13 protein-coding genes are annotated in these 16,858 nt (G+C 72.4%); 11 read left to right on the top strand and 2 right to left on the bottom strand.

Translation table 11 applies throughout. The features are described from left to right. From ACTMSW_RS09230 to ACTMSW_RS09195, 8 genes are read left to right on the top strand one after another with little or no spacing between them, the layout of a single operon-like run. A complete protein-coding gene (locus ACTMSW_RS09230; RefSeq protein WP_441180103.1) occupies positions 1-549 on the top strand; it encodes a phage baseplate assembly protein V in 549 nt (182 codons plus the stop codon). A 2-nt stretch (positions 550-551) separates the two neighbouring features. Then, positions 552-866, top strand: a complete 315-nt coding sequence (locus tag ACTMSW_RS09225) for a hypothetical protein (RefSeq protein WP_441180102.1) — start codon at positions 552-554, stop codon at positions 864-866. Further along, positions 863-1,228, top strand: coding sequence for a GPW/gp25 family protein (locus tag ACTMSW_RS09220; RefSeq protein ID WP_441180101.1), 366 nt, complete (start codon positions 863-865; stop codon positions 1,226-1,228). Before ACTMSW_RS09225 ends, ACTMSW_RS09220 begins: the two co-directional genes overlap by 4 nt. Further along, a complete protein-coding gene (locus ACTMSW_RS09215; protein ID WP_441180100.1) occupies positions 1,225-3,843 on the top strand; it encodes a hypothetical protein in 2,619 nt (872 codons plus the stop codon). The genes ACTMSW_RS09220 and ACTMSW_RS09215 overlap by 4 nt, the downstream gene beginning before the upstream one ends. Beyond that, on the top strand, positions 3,840-6,326 hold the full coding sequence (locus ACTMSW_RS09210; protein ID WP_441180099.1) for a putative baseplate assembly protein: 2,487 nt from the start codon (positions 3,840-3,842) through the stop codon (positions 6,324-6,326). Before ACTMSW_RS09215 ends, ACTMSW_RS09210 begins: the two co-directional genes overlap by 4 nt. Further along, positions 6,323-8,251, top strand: a complete 1,929-nt coding sequence (locus ACTMSW_RS09205; protein ID WP_441180098.1) for a hypothetical protein — start codon at positions 6,323-6,325, stop codon at positions 8,249-8,251. Before ACTMSW_RS09210 ends, ACTMSW_RS09205 begins: the two co-directional genes overlap by 4 nt. 26 nt (positions 8,252-8,277) lie before the next feature. Next, positions 8,278-11,484: a DUF6519 domain-containing protein gene (locus ACTMSW_RS09200; protein WP_441180097.1), complete on the top strand. Its 3,207-nt coding sequence runs from the start codon at positions 8,278-8,280 to the stop codon at positions 11,482-11,484. Positions 11,485-11,494: 10 nt separating this feature from the next. Continuing rightward, positions 11,495-11,767, top strand: coding sequence for a hypothetical protein (locus ACTMSW_RS09195; RefSeq protein ID WP_441180096.1), 273 nt, complete (start codon positions 11,495-11,497; stop codon positions 11,765-11,767). A gap of 165 nt (positions 11,768-11,932) precedes the next feature. Here the strand turns inward: ACTMSW_RS09195 and ACTMSW_RS09190 are convergent, their stop codons facing one another. Next, entirely contained in the window at positions 11,933-12,448 is a 516-nt protein-coding gene (locus ACTMSW_RS09190; RefSeq protein WP_441180095.1) for a hypothetical protein, read from the bottom strand. Between the two features lie 222 nt (positions 12,449-12,670). On the opposite strand from ACTMSW_RS09190, the gene ACTMSW_RS09185 reads away from it, so the two are divergent. The 3 genes from ACTMSW_RS09185 to ACTMSW_RS09175 all read left to right on the top strand — a co-directional run bounded on the left by ACTMSW_RS09185 (position 12,671) and on the right by ACTMSW_RS09175 (position 15,910). After that, positions 12,671-13,384: a GAF and ANTAR domain-containing protein gene (locus ACTMSW_RS09185; protein WP_441180094.1), complete on the top strand. Its 714-nt coding sequence runs from the start codon at positions 12,671-12,673 to the stop codon at positions 13,382-13,384. Positions 13,385-13,581: 197 nt separating this feature from the next. Further along, a complete protein-coding gene (locus ACTMSW_RS09180) occupies positions 13,582-13,956 on the top strand; it encodes a GAF domain-containing protein (RefSeq protein ID WP_441180093.1) in 375 nt (124 codons plus the stop codon). Between the two features lie 412 nt (positions 13,957-14,368). Further along, a complete protein-coding gene (locus ACTMSW_RS09175) occupies positions 14,369-15,910 on the top strand; it encodes a protein kinase domain-containing protein (RefSeq protein WP_441180092.1) in 1,542 nt (513 codons plus the stop codon). A gap of 50 nt (positions 15,911-15,960) precedes the next feature. On the opposite strand, the gene ACTMSW_RS09170 is transcribed toward ACTMSW_RS09175, so the two are convergent. Continuing rightward, the gene (locus ACTMSW_RS09170; protein ID WP_441180091.1) at positions 15,961-16,785 is read right to left on the bottom strand and encodes a phytanoyl-CoA dioxygenase family protein; all 825 of its coding nucleotides are present in this window, start codon (positions 16,783-16,785) and stop codon (positions 15,961-15,963) included. Positions 16,786-16,858 lie beyond the last annotated feature (73 nt).

The raw sequence follows: 16,858 nt of genomic DNA, 5'->3' as shown, positions 1-16,858 counted from the left end.
ATGACGACAACGGCGAAGGCAACCGGGAAGAAGTACTACGGCAAGTACCGGGCGACGGTCGTCAACAACGTCGACCCGATGCAGATCGGCCGCCTGCAGGTGATCGTGCCCGACGTCTCGCACGTCGTACCCACCTCTTGGGCGATGCCGTGCGTGCCCATCTCGGGCATCAACAACGGCACGTTCGCCCTGCCGCTGATGGGCGCGGGCGTGTGGGTGGAGTTCGAGCAGGGCAACCCCGACCACCCGATCTGGGTCGGCGGCTACTGGGGCAACCCCGCCGAGACCCCCGCGCTGGCCAAGGCGGTGCCGCCGGGCGTGCCGGGCATCACCCTGCAGACGGCGACGCTCAACGGCGTGGTCATCAACGACACCCCCGGCGTGGGCGGCGTGACGATCTTCTGCCGGGGAGTCCCGATGATCGCCGTCACCGACGCCGGCATCTCCGTCACGAACGGCAAGGGCGCGATGATCACCCTGGTCGGGCCGGCGGTCAGCATCGTCGGCACGCCGGTGGACGTCAACGCCGGTGGACTGACGGTGATGTGACGATGCCCGGTCCGATCGTCCACGCGGGAGCCGCGATCCTGTGCTCGCACGCCGGGGTCGCCACCCCGCTCGCCCCGAACCCGCGGGTCACCGTCAGCGGCCAGCCGGTCGTCACCGTGGGCACGCCGTACGCCGTCGCCGGCTGCTCGCTGACACCCAGCGGCGTGTTCTGCCAGACCGGGCAGTGGGTCGTCGGCGCGGCCCGGGTGCTGGTCATGGGCAGCCCGGTGGCCGTGCAGGCCGGCGCGTCGGTGTGCGCCTCGACCGGCTCGCCGCTGCTGCCGGTGATGGTCCAGCCCCGGGCGGTGGCGACATGAACGTCGGCTTCCCGTACCGCTTCGACGCCACCGGCCGCACCGCGGCCGTGGATGACGAGACGCATGTCAAGGACATGATCGCGCAGGTGCTGTTCACCAGCGCGGGTGAGCGGGTGATGCGGCCGGACTTCGGGTCGGGCCTGCTGGCGCTGACGTTCGAGCCCCACAGCTTCGAGCTCGCGGCGACGACGCAGTTCCTCGTGCAGGCTTCGCTGCAGCAGTGGCTGGGCCACCTCATCGCCGTCGAGTCGGTGGAGGTCAGCGGCGCCGACGGGACGTTGCGGGTGTCGGTCGACTACGTCATCCGGCGCACCCGGCAGCGCCGGACCGACCAGTTCACGGCTCCGGGGGCGGCGGCATGAGCATCAGGTACACCTGCTGCCAGGACAAGCGGCTGCGCGTGGTCAGGGACGCCGGCCAGCTCAACGGCATCGAACACCTCGAAGTCGCGACGGCCGGGCCGCGGCAGCGCACGCTGCTCGTCCGGCTGCTCAAGCCCGCCTCGGGCATCACGAGGGACCAGGTCACCATCGACGGCGGCGAGCGCATCCGCACCGTCGGCGTCGAGTGGGTCGCCGCCGCGACCGCGCTGCCCGCGGGGGAGGACCCGGGCATCGTGTCCGGGCTGGCCGACCCGCAGCACGTCCTCGTGGTCCGGACGGATCAACCGGGCGACTTCTCCTACTACACCCTGCACCTGGCGGCTGCCGGCGTCGATCCCGTCCTCGACGAGGTCGAGTTCACCTTCAAGGTGGACTGCGGCGCCTCCTGGGACTGCCGCGACGAGTGCCACTGCAACGACCAGTTGGAGCAGGCGCCCCAGCTGGACCACCTCGCCAAGGACTACGCGAGCTTCCGGCGCATGCTGCTGGACCGGCTGAGCCTGGTCTCGCCGCGCTGGCGCGAGCGCAATCCCGCCGACCTGGGCGTCGCGCTGGTGGAACTGCTCGCCTACGAAGCCGACCGGCTGTCGTACCGGCAGGACGCCATCGCCACCGAGGCGTACCTCGGCACCGCCCGCAGCAGGGTCTCGCTGCGCCGCCATGCCCGCCTGGTCGACTACCGCCTGCACGACGGCTGCTCGGCGCGGGCGCTGCTGCGCTGCACCACGGACGGCAACGGGGTGGTCCTGGCGGCCGGCACCAAGGCCTACTCGAAGGTGGACGGACTGGAGCCGCGGCTGGACGCCGACGGCGAGCGCGCAGCGGCCGACGCGGGCGCGGCGGTCTTCGAGACCGTCGACCGGTTCGTGCTCTACGAGCAGCACAACGAACTGCACTTCTACACCTGGGGCGACGACGGGTGCTGCCTGCCCGAGGGCAGCACCGCGGCGACCCTGCTCGGCGACCACCCGAACCTGAAGGCCGGCGACCTCCTCGTCTTCGCCGAGGTGCGCAGCCCCGTCAACGGCAGGCCCGCCGACGCCGACCCGGCGCACACCTGCGCGGTGCGGCTGACCAGGGTCGAGCCCTCCAGCGACCCGTCCGGTGGACAGTTCCTGCCCACACCGAACGGCGACCCGGTCGCGATCACCGAGATCGCCTGGGACCTGGCCGACCGGCTGCCCTTCCCGTTGTGCGTCAGCGCCACGGCCGCCGGCCCGGACCCGGTCAGCGTCGCGTGGGGCAACATCGTGGTGGCCGACCACGGCCGCAGCACCGCCGAGCGGCTCGACGAGGTCCCGCAGCCGCACCTGGTCTACGCCGGTGACACCGGACACTGCGGCATCGAGCAGCGCAAGGAGGTGCCGGCCCGGTTCCGGCCGAAGCTGCGCCACCGGCCGCTGTCGCAGCGGGTCGACGTCAACCCCCGGGTGCGGGTCACCACCGATCTCGACGCCGGTGTCGCCACCGACCTGACCGCCCGCACCTTCACCACGACGGTGAAGGACTGGCTCGTCAGCCACGGGGTGACGTTCCAGCAGTCCCCGGTGACGGTGCGCGGCGCGCACGACGAGTGGTCGGTCAGCGACGGGCTGACCGTGGTACGGGTACGCGCCGACGCGGGCACGCTGTCCATCCTCGACCGGCCCATCGCCGCGGCGGCCGTGACCGCGGCGACGCCGCGCGGCGCCCGGCCACAGATCACCCTCGACGACGGCACGCACACCTGGCAGCCACGCTGGGACCTGCTCGCCAGCGCCGACGACGCCGAGGAGTTCGCCGTCGAGGCCGAGCACGACGGCACCGCGTACCTACGGCTGAACAATCCCGCCTCGGGGCTGGCCTTCACCGCGACGTACCGGGTCGGCAACGGGGTCGCCGGCAATGTCGGCGTGGGCACACTGGTGCACCTCGCGACGACCGCCTCGGTGACGGCGGTGACGAACCCGCTGCCCGCCGGCGGCGGGCACGAACCGGAGAGCGGCGACGAGGTCCGGCGGGACGCGCCACAGGCATACCTGGTGCAGGAGCGCGCGGTGACCCCGGCCGACTGGGAGGAGGTCGCGGTCCGTGACGCCCAGGTGCAGCGGGCCGCCGCGACCTGGCGCTGGACCGGCAGCTGGCACACCGTGTTCCTGACCGTGGACCGGATCGGCGGCCTGCCCGTCGACGTGGCGTTCGAGCGGGACCAGCGGGCGCGGCTGGAGCGGTACCGGCTGGCCGGCTACGACCTCGAGCTGGACGCGCCCCGGTTCGTGCCCGTGGAGCTGGGCGTGCACGTGTGCGTCGGACCGGCCCATGCCCGCTCCGCCGTACGCAGGGAACTGCTCAAGGCGCTGACCGCCCTGTTCCACGCCGACCGCCTGACCTTCGCCCAACCGGTGTACCTGAGCCCGGTCTACGCCGCGGCGCAGGCGGTGCCCGGCGTGACGTCGGTGCAGGTGCACACGTTCCGCCGCCAGCACGATCCCGGCGTGACCGGCGTGGCCAGCGGGGTCCTGCCGATGAGCCGGCTGGAGATCGCCCGCCTGGACAACAACCCGAACTTCCCGGAGCACGGCGTGCTGGAACTGACCCTCGGGGGTGGACGTTGAGCAGCAGACAGTGCGCCTGCGGGTGCTGCCAGGGCGTCGCGCCCCGCACCCCGGTCGAGGTGGTCAACCGGCCGGCGCTGCCGCGGATCGCCTACCGTCCCGGCGTCTACGCGCAGTTCCGCGCGAGCCTGCAGGCCGGACTCACCTCCGCCGACCGTCCGGCGTTGGCGGCACTGACCACCCGCGCCGACGAGGACTTCACCATGGCTCTGCTCGACGGCGTCGCCGGCGTCGCCGACGTGCTGACGTTCTACACCGAGCGGCTCGCGCAGGAGTCCTACCTGCGGACGGCCACCGAGCGGCTGTCGCTGACGGAGCTGGGCAGGCTCGTCGGCTACCGGCTGCGCCCCGGCGTCGCCGCCGCCACCTACCTCGCGTTCCACGTCGAGCCGCCGCCGCCGGCCGCCGTGTCGGCCGCGACCTCGCCGTTCCACCGGGTACGCCAGCCCGGGTCGGTGCCGATCCCCGCCGGCACCGCGGTTCGCAGCGTGCCCGGTCCAGGCGAGCAGCAGCAGGTCTTCGAGACGACGGAGACGATCGAGGCCAGCGCACGGTGGAACGTGCTGCGTCCGCTACAGACACGCACGACGATCCTCGGCAGCGGCCGCACGTCGCTGTACGTCCGCGGCCTGACCGCCACCCTCAAACCCGGCGACCTGCTGCTGTTCCACGGAGCAGCCGGGTTCGAGGTGCGGCCGATCGCGAGCGCCGTACGGCAGGACACGCTCGACCGGACGCTGGTCACCTGGCAGGACCCGCTGGCCGTGGCGGGTCCGCTGACGGCGTACGTGATGCGCAAGAACCTCAACGTCTTCGGCTGGAACGCCCCGCTGTGGAAGTCCATGGCGAAGGAGTTCAAAATCAACTACGGCTGCGGGACCTGCGCCGACTGGCCCTCGTACCACATCCAGCCCATGCCGTCCGGTGGCTGGGGCGACCCGGCCAACTACCCGTCGCAGCCCTGGTACATGCGGGTCGACGTCGACGGATCCCACCCGGACCTGCACGGCAGCCACGTCGTGCTCACGGACGGCGCGGTGCACCGGCACTTCACCGTCGCCTCCGTCGCCGAGCTGTCCCGGGCGGAGTTCGCCGTCTCCGGCAAGGTCACCCGGGTCGAGCTCAGCGGCTCCTACAGCCACTACCTCCCGTTCTTCCACAAGGTGCGGCAGACCACCGTGTACGCCGGCAGCGAGCCGCTGATCCTCGCCGACGAGCCCGACACCTCGGCGGTGTCCGGCAGCCAGGTGACGGTCAGCGGCAACGCCGCCGCCCTCGAACCCGGGCGCAAACTGCTCGTCGCGGGCCAGCGGACGGAGACGATGACGCTGCTGTCGGCCACCAGGTCCGGACCGGACACCGTGCTGACCTTCACCCGGGACCTGGCCCACGCGCACGCCCGCGAAACCGTGCTGATCTTCGGCAACGTGGCCGCGGCGACCCACGGCGAGACCGTGCACCAACTGCTCGGCGACGGGGAGGCGACCAAAGCGTTCCAGCGGTTCGAACTCAAGCACGCGCCCCTGACGTTCGTGCCGGCCGACAACCCGGCCGGCGCCTCCTCGACCCTCGAGCTGCGCGTCAACGACGTCCGGTGGACCGAGACCCCCACGCTGTACCCCGCCCGACCCGGCGACCGCGTCTACGCCACTGCCGACACCCCGGCCGGCACCGTCGAAGCCGGCTTCGGCGACGGCGTACGCGGCGCACGCGTGCCGACCGGGCAGCACAACGTGCGCGCCCGCTACCGCAAGGGAACCGGCGCCGCGGGCAACCTGCCCGCGGGTGCGCTGACCCAACTCGGGTCCCCGCCGCTCGGTGTGACGGGGGTGACCAACCCCGCGCCCGCGTTCGGCGGCGCCGACCCCGACGCCGCCGACCACGCCCGCGCCGGCATCCCCCTGTCGACCACCACGCTCGGACGCGCGGTGTCGCTGACCGACTACGCGGACTTCTCCCGGGCGTTCCCCGGCATCGCCAAGGCCGATGCGACCGTGCTGCCCGTACGCCACGTACGCACCATCGTGGTGACCGTCGCCGGCCCCGACGGCACCGCCGTCCCGCCGCCGGTCCGGGCGAGGCTGGTGAACGCGTTGCACGGCTACGGCGATCCGCTCGTGCCGGTCGTCGTCGTGCCGCACCGGCAGGTGCCCTTCCAGCTGCGGATGAAGGTGCGCCGCGACCCCGGGCACGCGCTGAACCACGTGCTGCGCTCGGTCGCCGACACCCTCACCACCTCCTTCGGCTTCGCCGCGCGCGACTTCGCCCGGCCCGTGCAGCAGTCCGAGGTCATCGCCGCCGCACACCGGGCCACCGGCGTCGTCGCCGTCGACCTGGACCTGCTCTACCGCGGCACGGCGCAGTCCCACCAGCACCGGCTGCTCGCCCACGGCCCGCAGGCGACGCAGTCGCAGGTGTACGGCGCCGAACTGCTGCTGCTCACCGCCGATCCGCTGACCTGGCTGACGGAGATGCCCCTATGAGCGCCCGACCCGAGACCGTCGCCCGGCTCTACGACCTGATGCCCCGGGTGTACCGCACCCGCGACGCGGGTCAGCTCGCCCAGCTCATCGAGGTGATCGCCGGGCAGATCGACGTGCTCGAGGAGAGCCTCGACCAGTTCTACGACGACCAGTTCGTCGAAACCGCCGCCGCGTGGGCCGTGCCCTACCTCGGCGACCTCATCGGCTACCGGCCGCTGGCCGGCCCGTTCGGCTCACCGCGCAGCGAGGTCGCCAACACCATCGCCTACCGGCGCCGCAAGGGCACCGCCGCCATGCTGGAGCAGCTCGCCTTCGACGTCACCGGCTGGAGGGCGCGCGCGGTCGAGTTCTTCGAGCGGCTGACCGCCACCCAGTACATGAACCACGTCCGGCCCGGCAAGGGCGGCACCCCCGACCTGCGGCACCCCGCCCTGCTGGAGTGGATCGGCACACCGTTCGACGACCACGCCCACACCGCCGAGGTACGCCGAATCGCCACCCGCGCCGGACGGTACAACATCCACAACGTCGGCATCTTCCTCTGGCGCGTCGAGGCCGTCGAGCTGACCCGTAGCCCGCTCGTGCCCGACACCGGCTCGCAGCGCCGCTTCCGGTTCCACCCCCTGGGCATCGACTCGCGGCTCTACGGCGCACCGCGTACCGATGACGAGATCGCCCACATCGCCACGCCGCTCGACGTCCCGTTGCCGCTGACCCGCCGCTGGCTGAAAGCCCACCGGGACACCTACTACGGCAAGGACCGCAGCCTGCTGGTCGGGCTGCTCGGCGCCGCCACGCCGGGCAAGGTGCGCTTCTGCGATCTGTCCGACGTGCCCGGCGACTGGGCGCACGCGCCCGCGCCGGGATCAGGCGAGATCGCGATCGACCCCGTCCTCGGCCGGGTCTACTTCCCGGACCCGGTCACCGGGGGCGTCCGGGCGGCCATCGCCACGTACCACTACGGGACCGCGATGCGTATCGGCGGCGGCGGCTACGACCGCTCCCCGTACGTCACCGACGGTCCCGTGGTCACCGACCCCGATCTGCCGACCGCGCTCGACCAGGTCGAGAGCGGCGGCACGGTCGAGATCGAGGACAACGGTCGCTACGCCCAGACCCCCACGATCACCACCGACGACGCGAAGACCGTGGTCCTGCGCGCCGCCGACCGGCGCCGGCCGCTGCTGGCCGCCTCCGGCCCGATCGAACTCGTGCCCGGTAGGGACGGCACGGTCGTGCTGGACGGGCTCATGATCAGCGGCGGGCCGCTGGTGCTGAAGGACACCGGGGACAGCGCCGTACGCACGGTGGTCCTGAAGCACTGCACGCTGGTGCCGGGGCTGACACGGACCTCGGACAACACACCCGGCAGCCCGGCGGCGGCCAGCCTGATCATCGAGCACCCGTTTGCCGTCGTCGAGATCGAGCGGTGCGTGACCGGCCCGATCACGGCCGTCGAGGGCGCCACCATCTCCGTCCGCGACAGCGTCGTCGAGGCCTCGGCCGTCACCGACACCGCGCTGGCGGTGGCGGCGCTGACGCTCGACGAGAGCACCGTCATCGGCGCGATCGAAGCCGTCCGGGTGGACATCTCCAACTCGATCGTGCTCGGCACCGTCACCGCCGAACGCCGCCAGGAGGGATGCGTGCGGTTCAGCTACGTCACCGACGAGTCGCTGACCCCGCAGAGGTACCGCTGCGTGTCCCAGCCCCCGCCCGACTTCACCTCGCTGCGCTTCGCCGACCCCGGCTACTGCCAGCTGCGCGCCACGACCGTGGACGAGATCCGCCGCGGCGCGGACAACGAGAGCGAGATGGGTGTCAGCAACCACCTGTTCGCGCCGCAACGCGAGGCGAACCTGCTGGCCCGTCTCGACGAATACCTCCGCTTCGGCCTCGAAGCAGGCATCTTCCATGCAAGTTGACACCGCGACCTCGAGGACTGTCCATCATGGGTGCTGATTTCAGCAGGGTGCGATTTCATCCGCAGCGTGACTACAGCGGCGTCGGTTTCGAACAGGGCCGGCTGGTGGTGGACGCCGAGCTCAACGAGGAACACGCAATCACCGATCGACGCCGGCGGGCCCAGGTCGCCGACCTGGCCCCGTCACCGACGATCGTCTCGCGGCTGACCCCCGAGGCGTTCGAGATCTCCGTCTCCGGCGGCGCGATCTCGATCGGTGCCGGGCGGATGTACGTCGACGGCATCCTGGTCGAGAACCACGGTGACACCCCGACCTTCGACCCCGTCCTGGCCGAGCCGAACGGGACCGGGGTGGTCGCCTATGACGAGCAGCCCTACTGGCCCACGCCGCAGAGGCTGCCCACCAGCGGGACGCACCTGGCCTACCTGCAGGTGTGGGAGCGCGAGCTCACGCACCTCAACACCCCGGACCTGATCGAGAGCGCGATCGGCGTCGACACCTCGATCCGCACCCAGATCGCCTGGCAGGTACGCCTGCTCATGGACGTCGACACCGACGTGTCCTGCGGCTCGGACATCCCGAGGTGGAACGAGCTGACCGCCCCGTCGTCGGCCCGGCTGACCACCGGCACCGTCGACGTCGACCCGGTCGACGACCCCTGCGAGATCCCACCCGGCACGGGCTACCGCGGGCCGGAGAACCAGCTGTACCGGGTCGAGCTGTACTCACCGACGCAGTTCCTCTGGTCACGCGACAACGCGACCGTCGCCAGCGCCGCCACCGTCGTGACCGCCACCGAGCTGCGCCTGGACACCCTCGGCCGCGACGACGTACTGCGGATCAAGGACAACGACTGGGTCGAGATCACCGACGACCGCCGCGAGTTCGACCACCGTCCGGGGGAGCTGCGCAAGGTCACCGTCAACTCCGCGACCTCGACGATCACGTTCTCCGGCGCCCTGCCCGACGACCTCGTCCCGTCGTCGCACCACCTGCGCGTACGCAAATGGGACTCGCCGCTGCTGACCATCCCGACCGATGGCTCGGCGGTCACGCTGGAACACGGCATCACCGTCTCGTTCAGCTTCACCGGCACCGGCAAGCCGCGGCCCGGCGACCACTGGGTGTTCGCGGCCCGGGCCACCGCGCCGACGCCGGAGGAGTCGCTGGAGCAGCTCGTCGCCGCCCCGCCGCTGGGCATCCACCACCACTTCGCCCGGCTCGCGCTGATCAAGATGCCCGGTAGCGTCCAGTCCGACTGCCGGCCCGACTGGCCGGTCGCGGCCGGTGAAAGCTGCGAGTGCGAGATCTGCGTGACGCCACAGTCGCACAGGGACGGTTCGATGACCGTCCAGGACGCCATCGACCAGATTCGCCAGCGCGGCGGCGGCACCGTCCGGCTGTGTCCGGGCGACTACCCACTGGACGAGCCGCTCCAACTGCACGAGGCCCGTTCACTGCGGCTGGTCGGCGCGGGCGCGGACAGCCGGCTCCTGGCCCGCGACACCGGCATCGAGATCTCGTACTGCCAGGACGTCGTGCTGTCCGACTTCTCCGTCACCGGCCAGGCCGAGAAACCCGCCGTCACGCTGACCGGCGCGAACACCCTGATCCGGATCGAGCACCTGTGGCTGGTCCAGCGCAAGGGCACCGGCATCGGCCTGACCGGGCTGAACCGCTTCGTGTCCATCACCGGTTGCCTGTTCCAGTCGCTGACCGGCATCGGAGCCCTGGCCACGGGCGAGGGCAAGGAGTCGGGGCTCCTCACCTACTGCCTGTCGATTCGGGACAACCTCTTCGGCACCGACCTGCGCGGCATCGACTTCGCCGCCTCCACCGAGCGGGTGATCCAGCACGACGGCCTGGCCTCACTCACCGGCAACACCTTCAGCGACTGCGCCGACCGGGCGATCAGCGTGACCGGCCTGGTTCTGCAGGACGCCGCCGAACTCGACGGCGATCTCGTGGTCGCCGGGAACATCATGGAGGTGCGCGGCGGTGGCATCCTGACCGGTGGCCGCGCCCGGGTCTGCGACAACACCGTCATCTCCACCGACCCCCGCACCGGCTACCCGGGCATCGAGGCCGAGACCGGACCGCCGGACACCCTGGACGGCGTACTGCACGTGCTGGCCAACAAGGTCAGCGGATTCGGCGGCGCCGGCATCGTCGTGGTGGCGCCGCTGCGCAGCGCGATCGTGAAGCAGAACGTCGTGCAGGGCTGCGCGGGAGGCATCCTCGTGCAGTCGACCGCGGGCGCGGTCGGCGGCCACGTGGCCGTCGACAACAACCAGGTCCTGGACCTGCACCCGGTCCAGGAGGGCGGCCGTGTCGCCGCCGCCCGGACCACGACCGGCCGACGGCGTACGGCAGCGGCCGGGGCCGACGAGGAGACCGTCGTGCTCGGCCCCGCGACGGCGGACGCACCCTCGGCGCACGCCGCGGCGGCCGGCCGGGCCACCGGTCTGTTCGGCCGCGCGGGCGCGACGATCGGCATCGCCGTCGTCGGTGCCGCGGACGGCGCCGTCGTCGGCAACACCGTCGACGGGCTCGCCGCCGACGAGGCCGACGCGGGCCGAAGCCGGCACCTGTACGGCATCCTGGCCGCCACCAACCGCGAGGTCCGGATCTCGGGCAACACCGTCGACCGGGTGGGCAGTCCGAACGCGGCGGTCGGCAACGCCTACGGCATCATCTGCGGCGGCTGGCAGGACACCGCGCTCGTCGCGGAGAACATCGTGCTCAGCGGCGCGCCGGCACCGGTCGCCCGGCCCGGCTGGACGGCACTGGCCATGGTCAACGGCGTGAGCCAGAGGGCCGGGGGAGTGCGCGCGATGGACTCGACCGCCGGGCGGCTGTCGTTCGCCGGCAGCTTCGCCTATCTCCAGGACGAGATGCACGGCCACGCCGAACTGACCGGCAACACGCTGCACGGCGGGGCCGACGACGTGGCCGTCACCGTGCAGACCCCGGGGGACGTGCTGATGAGCGGCAACCGCTGCGCCCAGCCGGCCGGCGTCGAGCAGGTCGTCGTACGGCTGGCCGGGGCGACCGCAACGGTGCAGGGCAACCGTGTCCAGGGCGGCCACCCGTCGATGACGATCACGGTCAGCAGGGACTCGACCGGCGAAGCCGGCGCCGCCGCCGTCGTCGGCAACATCACCACCGGCGGCATCCAGGTCAACGGCTCGCCGCTGCAGGCGCCGTGGGCCCCTCTCAACCCGATCGCCTGAGGAGACCGACATGCCACGAAAGACAGTCGACGCGGTCGTCCGCGACCTCCGGGTGGCGGCTGCCGCCCGCGCCGACCTGGGCAAGGTCCTGTCGGCCAGGGACGTCCGCAGGGTCGCCGACGCCGACAGGGACCTGTCGGCGCACCTGGCTGAGGTGAACGAGGTCCTGGCCGAGCAGACCAGGGCCGCCGCGTCCTGGCAGAAGGCACTGACCGAGGCCCACAAACGCTGGGACGCGGAATCCGACAAGCTGTCCAAGCTGCACCCCGGCCCCACGATCTGACCGCGGGGGGGGTCTGTTCGTCCGGAGGAGGAACCGGTCGGATCAGGAGCCCGGCAGACCGACGGCCGGGGTGTCGAAGGAACCGGGGCGGTGCCGGGACGACCGGGCTGTCGGTACGGTCCTGCTGCGGGCAAGTGCCTGTCCGCGCCTGTGCAGCACGGTTGGTCAGCGGCGGACAGGTCCGACATCGGCGTGCCGGCCCGGGCGGCGGGCGGCGTGTCGCTGCCCGGGCCCGGGACCGTGCCGGGCGGCCAGGGCGTCGGCGACCGCGCCGGTGACGAACCCGTAGACGGCCTTGTGCAGGACGTCCACGACGAGTTCGCGGCGGGGCCACGTCTGCGGTGGCGCGCCGACTCCGGTGGCGTTCTCCAGGATCTGGTCGCTGGTCAGCCGGACGACGGTGAACATTCCCGACGCCACCGGCCCGCGCAGACCGGCGTTCGCCATCACCGCGCGCAGCACGCCCACCAGCGCCCCCTGGCCGTAGTGCATGGCGAGGTTGAGCGCGCGGGGCTGCTCGCGGGGTCGCTCCGGCCGGCCGGTCAGGCGTTCCAGGACCCGGGCCGGCACGTGGGAGTCGGGTCGGCCGGACAGGCGTTGTTCGATCTTCTCGCCGAAGGTCATCACTGCCGCGCCGGCGAGGCCGGCGAGCAGGCCCTGGGGCACGGCACGGGGCAGCATGTCGGCTTCTACCCCCGCACTGGTCCCGTATGCCTGAATAGAGCAGGTGTGACGCGCGACAGCGGGACGGGGGCACGAGGCGGTGTGCGTCCCCGAAGCTCTGGGTACGGACTCGCCAGCGCGTGGCGGGCGTTGGGGCCTCGCGCTGGCACGAGGCTCGCGTCACCGATGTCGTCGACCGATCGGGGGTGGGCGGGGGAACCGCAGGACAAGGAGGCAGTCATGCACGAGCCGTCGCTGAGCCCCGAGAGCGCCTTCACGGAGCTGAGCCGGATCCGGCTGGACGAGGTGGGTCTCGACGACATGCTGCAGCGGATCGCGCAACTGGCCAACCGGACCGTGCCCGGGACCCGCGACGTCTCGGTGACGCTGATCCGGGGGCAGGACAGGCGGACCCCGGCGTTCACGAGTGAGCTGGCGAAGGATCTGGACGACTGGCAGTACCAGCGGGGTTTCGGCCCGTGCGTGGACTCCTCGCCCAGCGGTGACTCGGTGAGCGTGCCGGACATGGCGGCCGAGCCTCGGTGGCCGGACTGGGCGGAGTACGCCCGCGGCCGGGGTGTCGGCAGCTCCCTGTCGATCGGTCTGCCGATCCAGGACGCCGTGGTGGGTGCCCTCAACGTCTACGCCGAGCAGGCGCACGCCTTCGACGCGGCGGCGGTCGCCCTCGCCGAGCGCTTCGCCGCGTACGCCGCCGTCGCCCTGGCCAACGCCCATCTCTACGACACGACCGCGACCCTGGCGGAACAGATGCAGGAGGCGATGCGCAACCGGGCGGTGATCGAGCAGGCCAAGGGAATCATCATGGGCGAGCGGCGTTGTGCGCCGGAGGAGGCGTTCGCGATCCTGTCGAAGCTCTCCCAGGACACCAACCGCAAGGTCCGTGATGTCGCCGCGATCCTCGTCGCCCGCGCGGTCGGTACCGCACGCGACTGACCGCCTCGGGCGTTTCCGACCCGATTTTCGGGGCCGGGGGATGGGGCGATCCCCGCGGGCCGGTTCGGTGTCCGGCCCTCGTCGATGTCTGTGCGAGCAAGGAGAGACGTGCGAGCCTCCTCCTCCTGGCCCGAGCCCTCCTCCGGGGAGCTCACCGACGGTCTCATCGATCTGGCCGGCCTTCCGGACGAATCGCCGTGGGTGCCGGGGCTGTTGACCCGGATCGTCCGGCTGACCGTCGAGTTGGTCGGTCCGGCCGACTACGTGTCGGCCACGCCCACCCCGCGACCCGGGCCGCGAGCGACCGGATCGCCGAAACGGTGGACCTGGCCCAGTACGCGCAGGACGACGGCCCCTGCCTGACGACTCTGCGTACCGGTGAGCCGGTGGCCGTGCCCGACGTGGCCGGGGCGGTGGTCTGGCCCCGGTTCCGCGACGCCGCATGGCAGAACGGTGTGCGGGCCTCGTTGTCGGTGCCGCTCTTCGCCGGCAGCGGTGAGACCATCGCCGCGCTCAATCTGTACGCCCGCGATGCCGTCGGGATCTCATCCAGCGTGCCCTCGGCGTCCTGATGGGCCGCGACCACCTCTCCGCCGCCGGAGCCTGTCGGCGGTTGGTGCGGGAGACGCCGCCGGGCACAGCCCTGACGGCGACCGCCTCCACTGTCCTGGGCCACCTTCAGCACTGAGGCGAGCCGCCCGACCTCCGATCCGTCCCCGCGCATCGTGTCGCGGGTGGGGGCGGTCAGCGCCGTCGCCGAGGGTACGTCGCGCCGACCCGGTGACGAGACGGGACGCTCCGGGTCAGCGATCACCGCCCCTGGGTTCCCGGCTGCGGCCGGCCGGGGCGGCGGCGTGCCGCGGGCCGCGCCGCACGGCCGGCGGCCACGGCGCAGGGCTCGGTGCACGACGGTTCGCCGAGGCGAAGTGGCCGCGTGCGGCGGTGGGGTGCTTGAGATCGGCGGGTCGGGGGTACCGCAATCTCATGCCGAGTGTCGGAGAACTCGTCGGAGACCGTTACCGCCTGGTCGAGAGGATCGCCAGCGGCGGTATGGGCGACGTGTGGCAGGCCGTCGACGAGACCCTTGACCGCTGTGTGGCGGTCAAGATGCTGCACCCGCGCCTGGTCGCCGATGCCGGCTTCGGTGAACGGTTCCGCCGCGAGGCACGTGCGATGGCGGCCCTGCGTCACCCGGGTGTCGCCCAGGTCTACGACTACGGCGAGGTCTCCCGGCCCGGCGTGCCGGTCCTCGCCTACATCGTGATGGAGTGTGTGCAGGGACAGCCCCTGTCCGAGCGGATCGCCGAGGTCGGCCGGCTGGACCCGGCCGAGGCGTTGTCGGTCGCCGCCCAGACCGCCCGCGCCCTGCAGGCCGCGCATGACGCCGGCCTCGTTCACCGGGACGTCAAGCCCCAGAACCTGATCATCGAGCCCGACGGGCACGTCGTACTCGTCGACTTCGGCGTCGCCGTCACGCAGGAAGCGGCAAGCCTGACCGCGGCCAACCAGGTCGTCGGCACCGCCCTGTACATGGCGCCCGAGCAGGTTTCCAGGAACGAGACCACACCGGCGATCGACATCTACGCGCTGGGTGCCGTCGTCCACCACTGCCTCGCCGGTAGCCCCCCGTACGAGGGTGACAACGCCGTCGCGGTGGCGCTGCGGCACCTCGAGGAGGAACCGCCGCCACTGCCGGAGGACGTCCCGGCGGAGGTCCGGCAGCTGGTGACCACGGCCATGGCCAAGGACCCGACTCACCGATTCCCGACGGCGGCGGCCATGGGCGACGCGGCGCAGGCCCTCGCGGACTCGCCCCACCGGCAGGGGATGGTCGTCACCGGGGTGGCCGCGACCGGGCCGCAGACCGTGCACCTGGCCGGCCTGCAGCCGGCCCTCAGCGGTGCGGCGGCCGCATCGGGCGGAGCTTCCGCCCGGAAATCGAGCCGGGTCGGTCGTGGCAACACCGCGCTCGCGGTACTGCTCGGATCGCTGGCCGCCGTGGCTGCCGTCCTGGCCTTCGCTGCTCCCATCGGAGGTATGCCGAGCCCGACCGGGCGACCGTCGGCGCCCCCCGCGGTGCCGTCCACGCAGGGAGAACCCAGCCCGGGCACCGGCGGTGGCGGACTTGTCACCGGCAGCTCCGCCGGCGTGCCGGTTCGCGCACCGGAATCGGCTGCCCCGACGGCCACCCGTCCGGCACCCGCGAGGACGGCGATCCGACCGGGGCCCGCGAACGGAAGCGGTGCACCCCGTCCCACGACGACCGGAAGTGGCTCCCCGGGACCCACGGCAGCACCGACCGGGGAGCCCACGGCGGACCCCACCGGGGAGCCGACGGCGGACCCCACGGCGGACCCCACCGGGGAGCCGACGGCGGACCCCACGGCGGACCCCACCGGGGAGCCGACGGCCGACCCCACGGCGGACCCCACCGGGGAGCCGACGGCCGACCCCACGGCGGAGCCCAGCGAGGAGCCCGGGGCGGAGGAATCGGCAGTGGCCGGGAGCGCAGCGCCGCGAGGCTAGGTGACTCGCGTCGCCGGAGGCGTCCCGACCGACCTCGGCCGGCCCGTGCGTCAGCCGGTGGCCGGCAGGAGCGGGTTCAGCTCGGTGGCTGCCATCTCGCCGGGGTGGGCGCCGGGCAGCCAGGTGGCCAGGTCGTTGGCCTGTGCGGGGTTGGCCGGCGGGAGAACGGTGAGGCCGTCGGCGAACCAGATGACGGTCATCACCTCCCGCATCGTCGTCGACGTGTTGGGCAGTGCCTTGTGCACGGTCCAGCCGGAGTGGAAGGTGGCGTCACCGGCGGCCATGGCGACCGCTGCGGTGACCGGGAACCGCCGGTCCGGCAGGAGCCGCTCGAAGTGCTCCTCGGACGCGTCGGAGATCGTGATGTCACTGAGCGGGCCGTCCGCGTGGCTGCCGCTGGCGAAGCACATGCCGCCGGTCTCGGGAGTGATGTCGACCAGGGGCATCCACATGGTGAGGCAGCGCTGCCCGTCCAGCGGCCAGTACATGGCGTCCTGGTGCCAGGGCGTGTGGCCACCCTGCGGCTCCTTGAACAACGCCTGGTCGTGGTAGAGCCGGACCTTCTCGACGCCGAGCAGCGCGGCGGCCACGCCCGCGAACCGGGCGGCCAGCGTGAACCGGGCGGCGGCCTCGTCGTGCCGCCACAGGTTCCACACCTGCAGGAACGCCCGACCGTAGGTGTCGCGCTCCGCCAACGGCTTGTCCTCGGTGCTCAGCCGCCGGACGCCGGCGGCGATCACGTCGCGGAAGGCGGCGACCTCGCCGGCGTCCGCGACACCCCGCAGTCGGAGGTGGCCGTCCCGGCGGTAGGCGGCGACATCGGTGTCCGAGATCGGGTACGCGCTGGTCAACGGTGGTAGGTGCAGGAGAGTCACGGGGGATTTCCCTTCGCTTGTGGGGGCGGTGTTCCTGCGACGGTGTGCGCTGCCGCAAGCACATCAGGCAACC

Origin of the sequence: Micromonospora sp. BQ11 (assembly GCF_052068135.1) — a bacterium.
Classification (GTDB): domain Bacteria; phylum Actinomycetota; class Actinomycetes; order Mycobacteriales; family Micromonosporaceae; genus Micromonospora.
Note: the sequence above shows the minus strand (reverse complement) of the source record. Positions and strands in the feature narration are given on the sequence as shown.

Coding starts and splice junctions, on each gene's coding strand:
- ACTMSW_RS09230 (WP_441180103.1), top strand. CDS start 1: ATGACGACAACGGCGAAGGCAACCGGGAAGAAGTACTACGGCAAGTAC.
- ACTMSW_RS09225 (WP_441180102.1), top strand. CDS start 552: ATGCCCGGTCCGATCGTCCACGCGGGAGCCGCGATCCTGTGCTCGCAC.
- ACTMSW_RS09220 (WP_441180101.1), top strand. CDS start 863: ATGAACGTCGGCTTCCCGTACCGCTTCGACGCCACCGGCCGCACCGCG.
- ACTMSW_RS09215 (WP_441180100.1), top strand. CDS start 1,225: ATGAGCATCAGGTACACCTGCTGCCAGGACAAGCGGCTGCGCGTGGTC.
- ACTMSW_RS09205 (WP_441180098.1), top strand. CDS start 6,323: ATGAGCGCCCGACCCGAGACCGTCGCCCGGCTCTACGACCTGATGCCC.
- ACTMSW_RS09200 (WP_441180097.1), top strand. CDS start 8,278: ATGGGTGCTGATTTCAGCAGGGTGCGATTTCATCCGCAGCGTGACTAC.
- ACTMSW_RS09195 (WP_441180096.1), top strand. CDS start 11,495: ATGCCACGAAAGACAGTCGACGCGGTCGTCCGCGACCTCCGGGTGGCG.
- ACTMSW_RS09190 (WP_441180095.1), bottom strand. CDS start 12,448: ATGCTGCCCCGTGCCGTGCCCCAGGGCCTGCTCGCCGGCCTCGCCGGC.
- ACTMSW_RS09185 (WP_441180094.1), top strand. CDS start 12,671: ATGCACGAGCCGTCGCTGAGCCCCGAGAGCGCCTTCACGGAGCTGAGC.
- ACTMSW_RS09175 (WP_441180092.1), top strand. CDS start 14,369: ATGCCGAGTGTCGGAGAACTCGTCGGAGACCGTTACCGCCTGGTCGAG.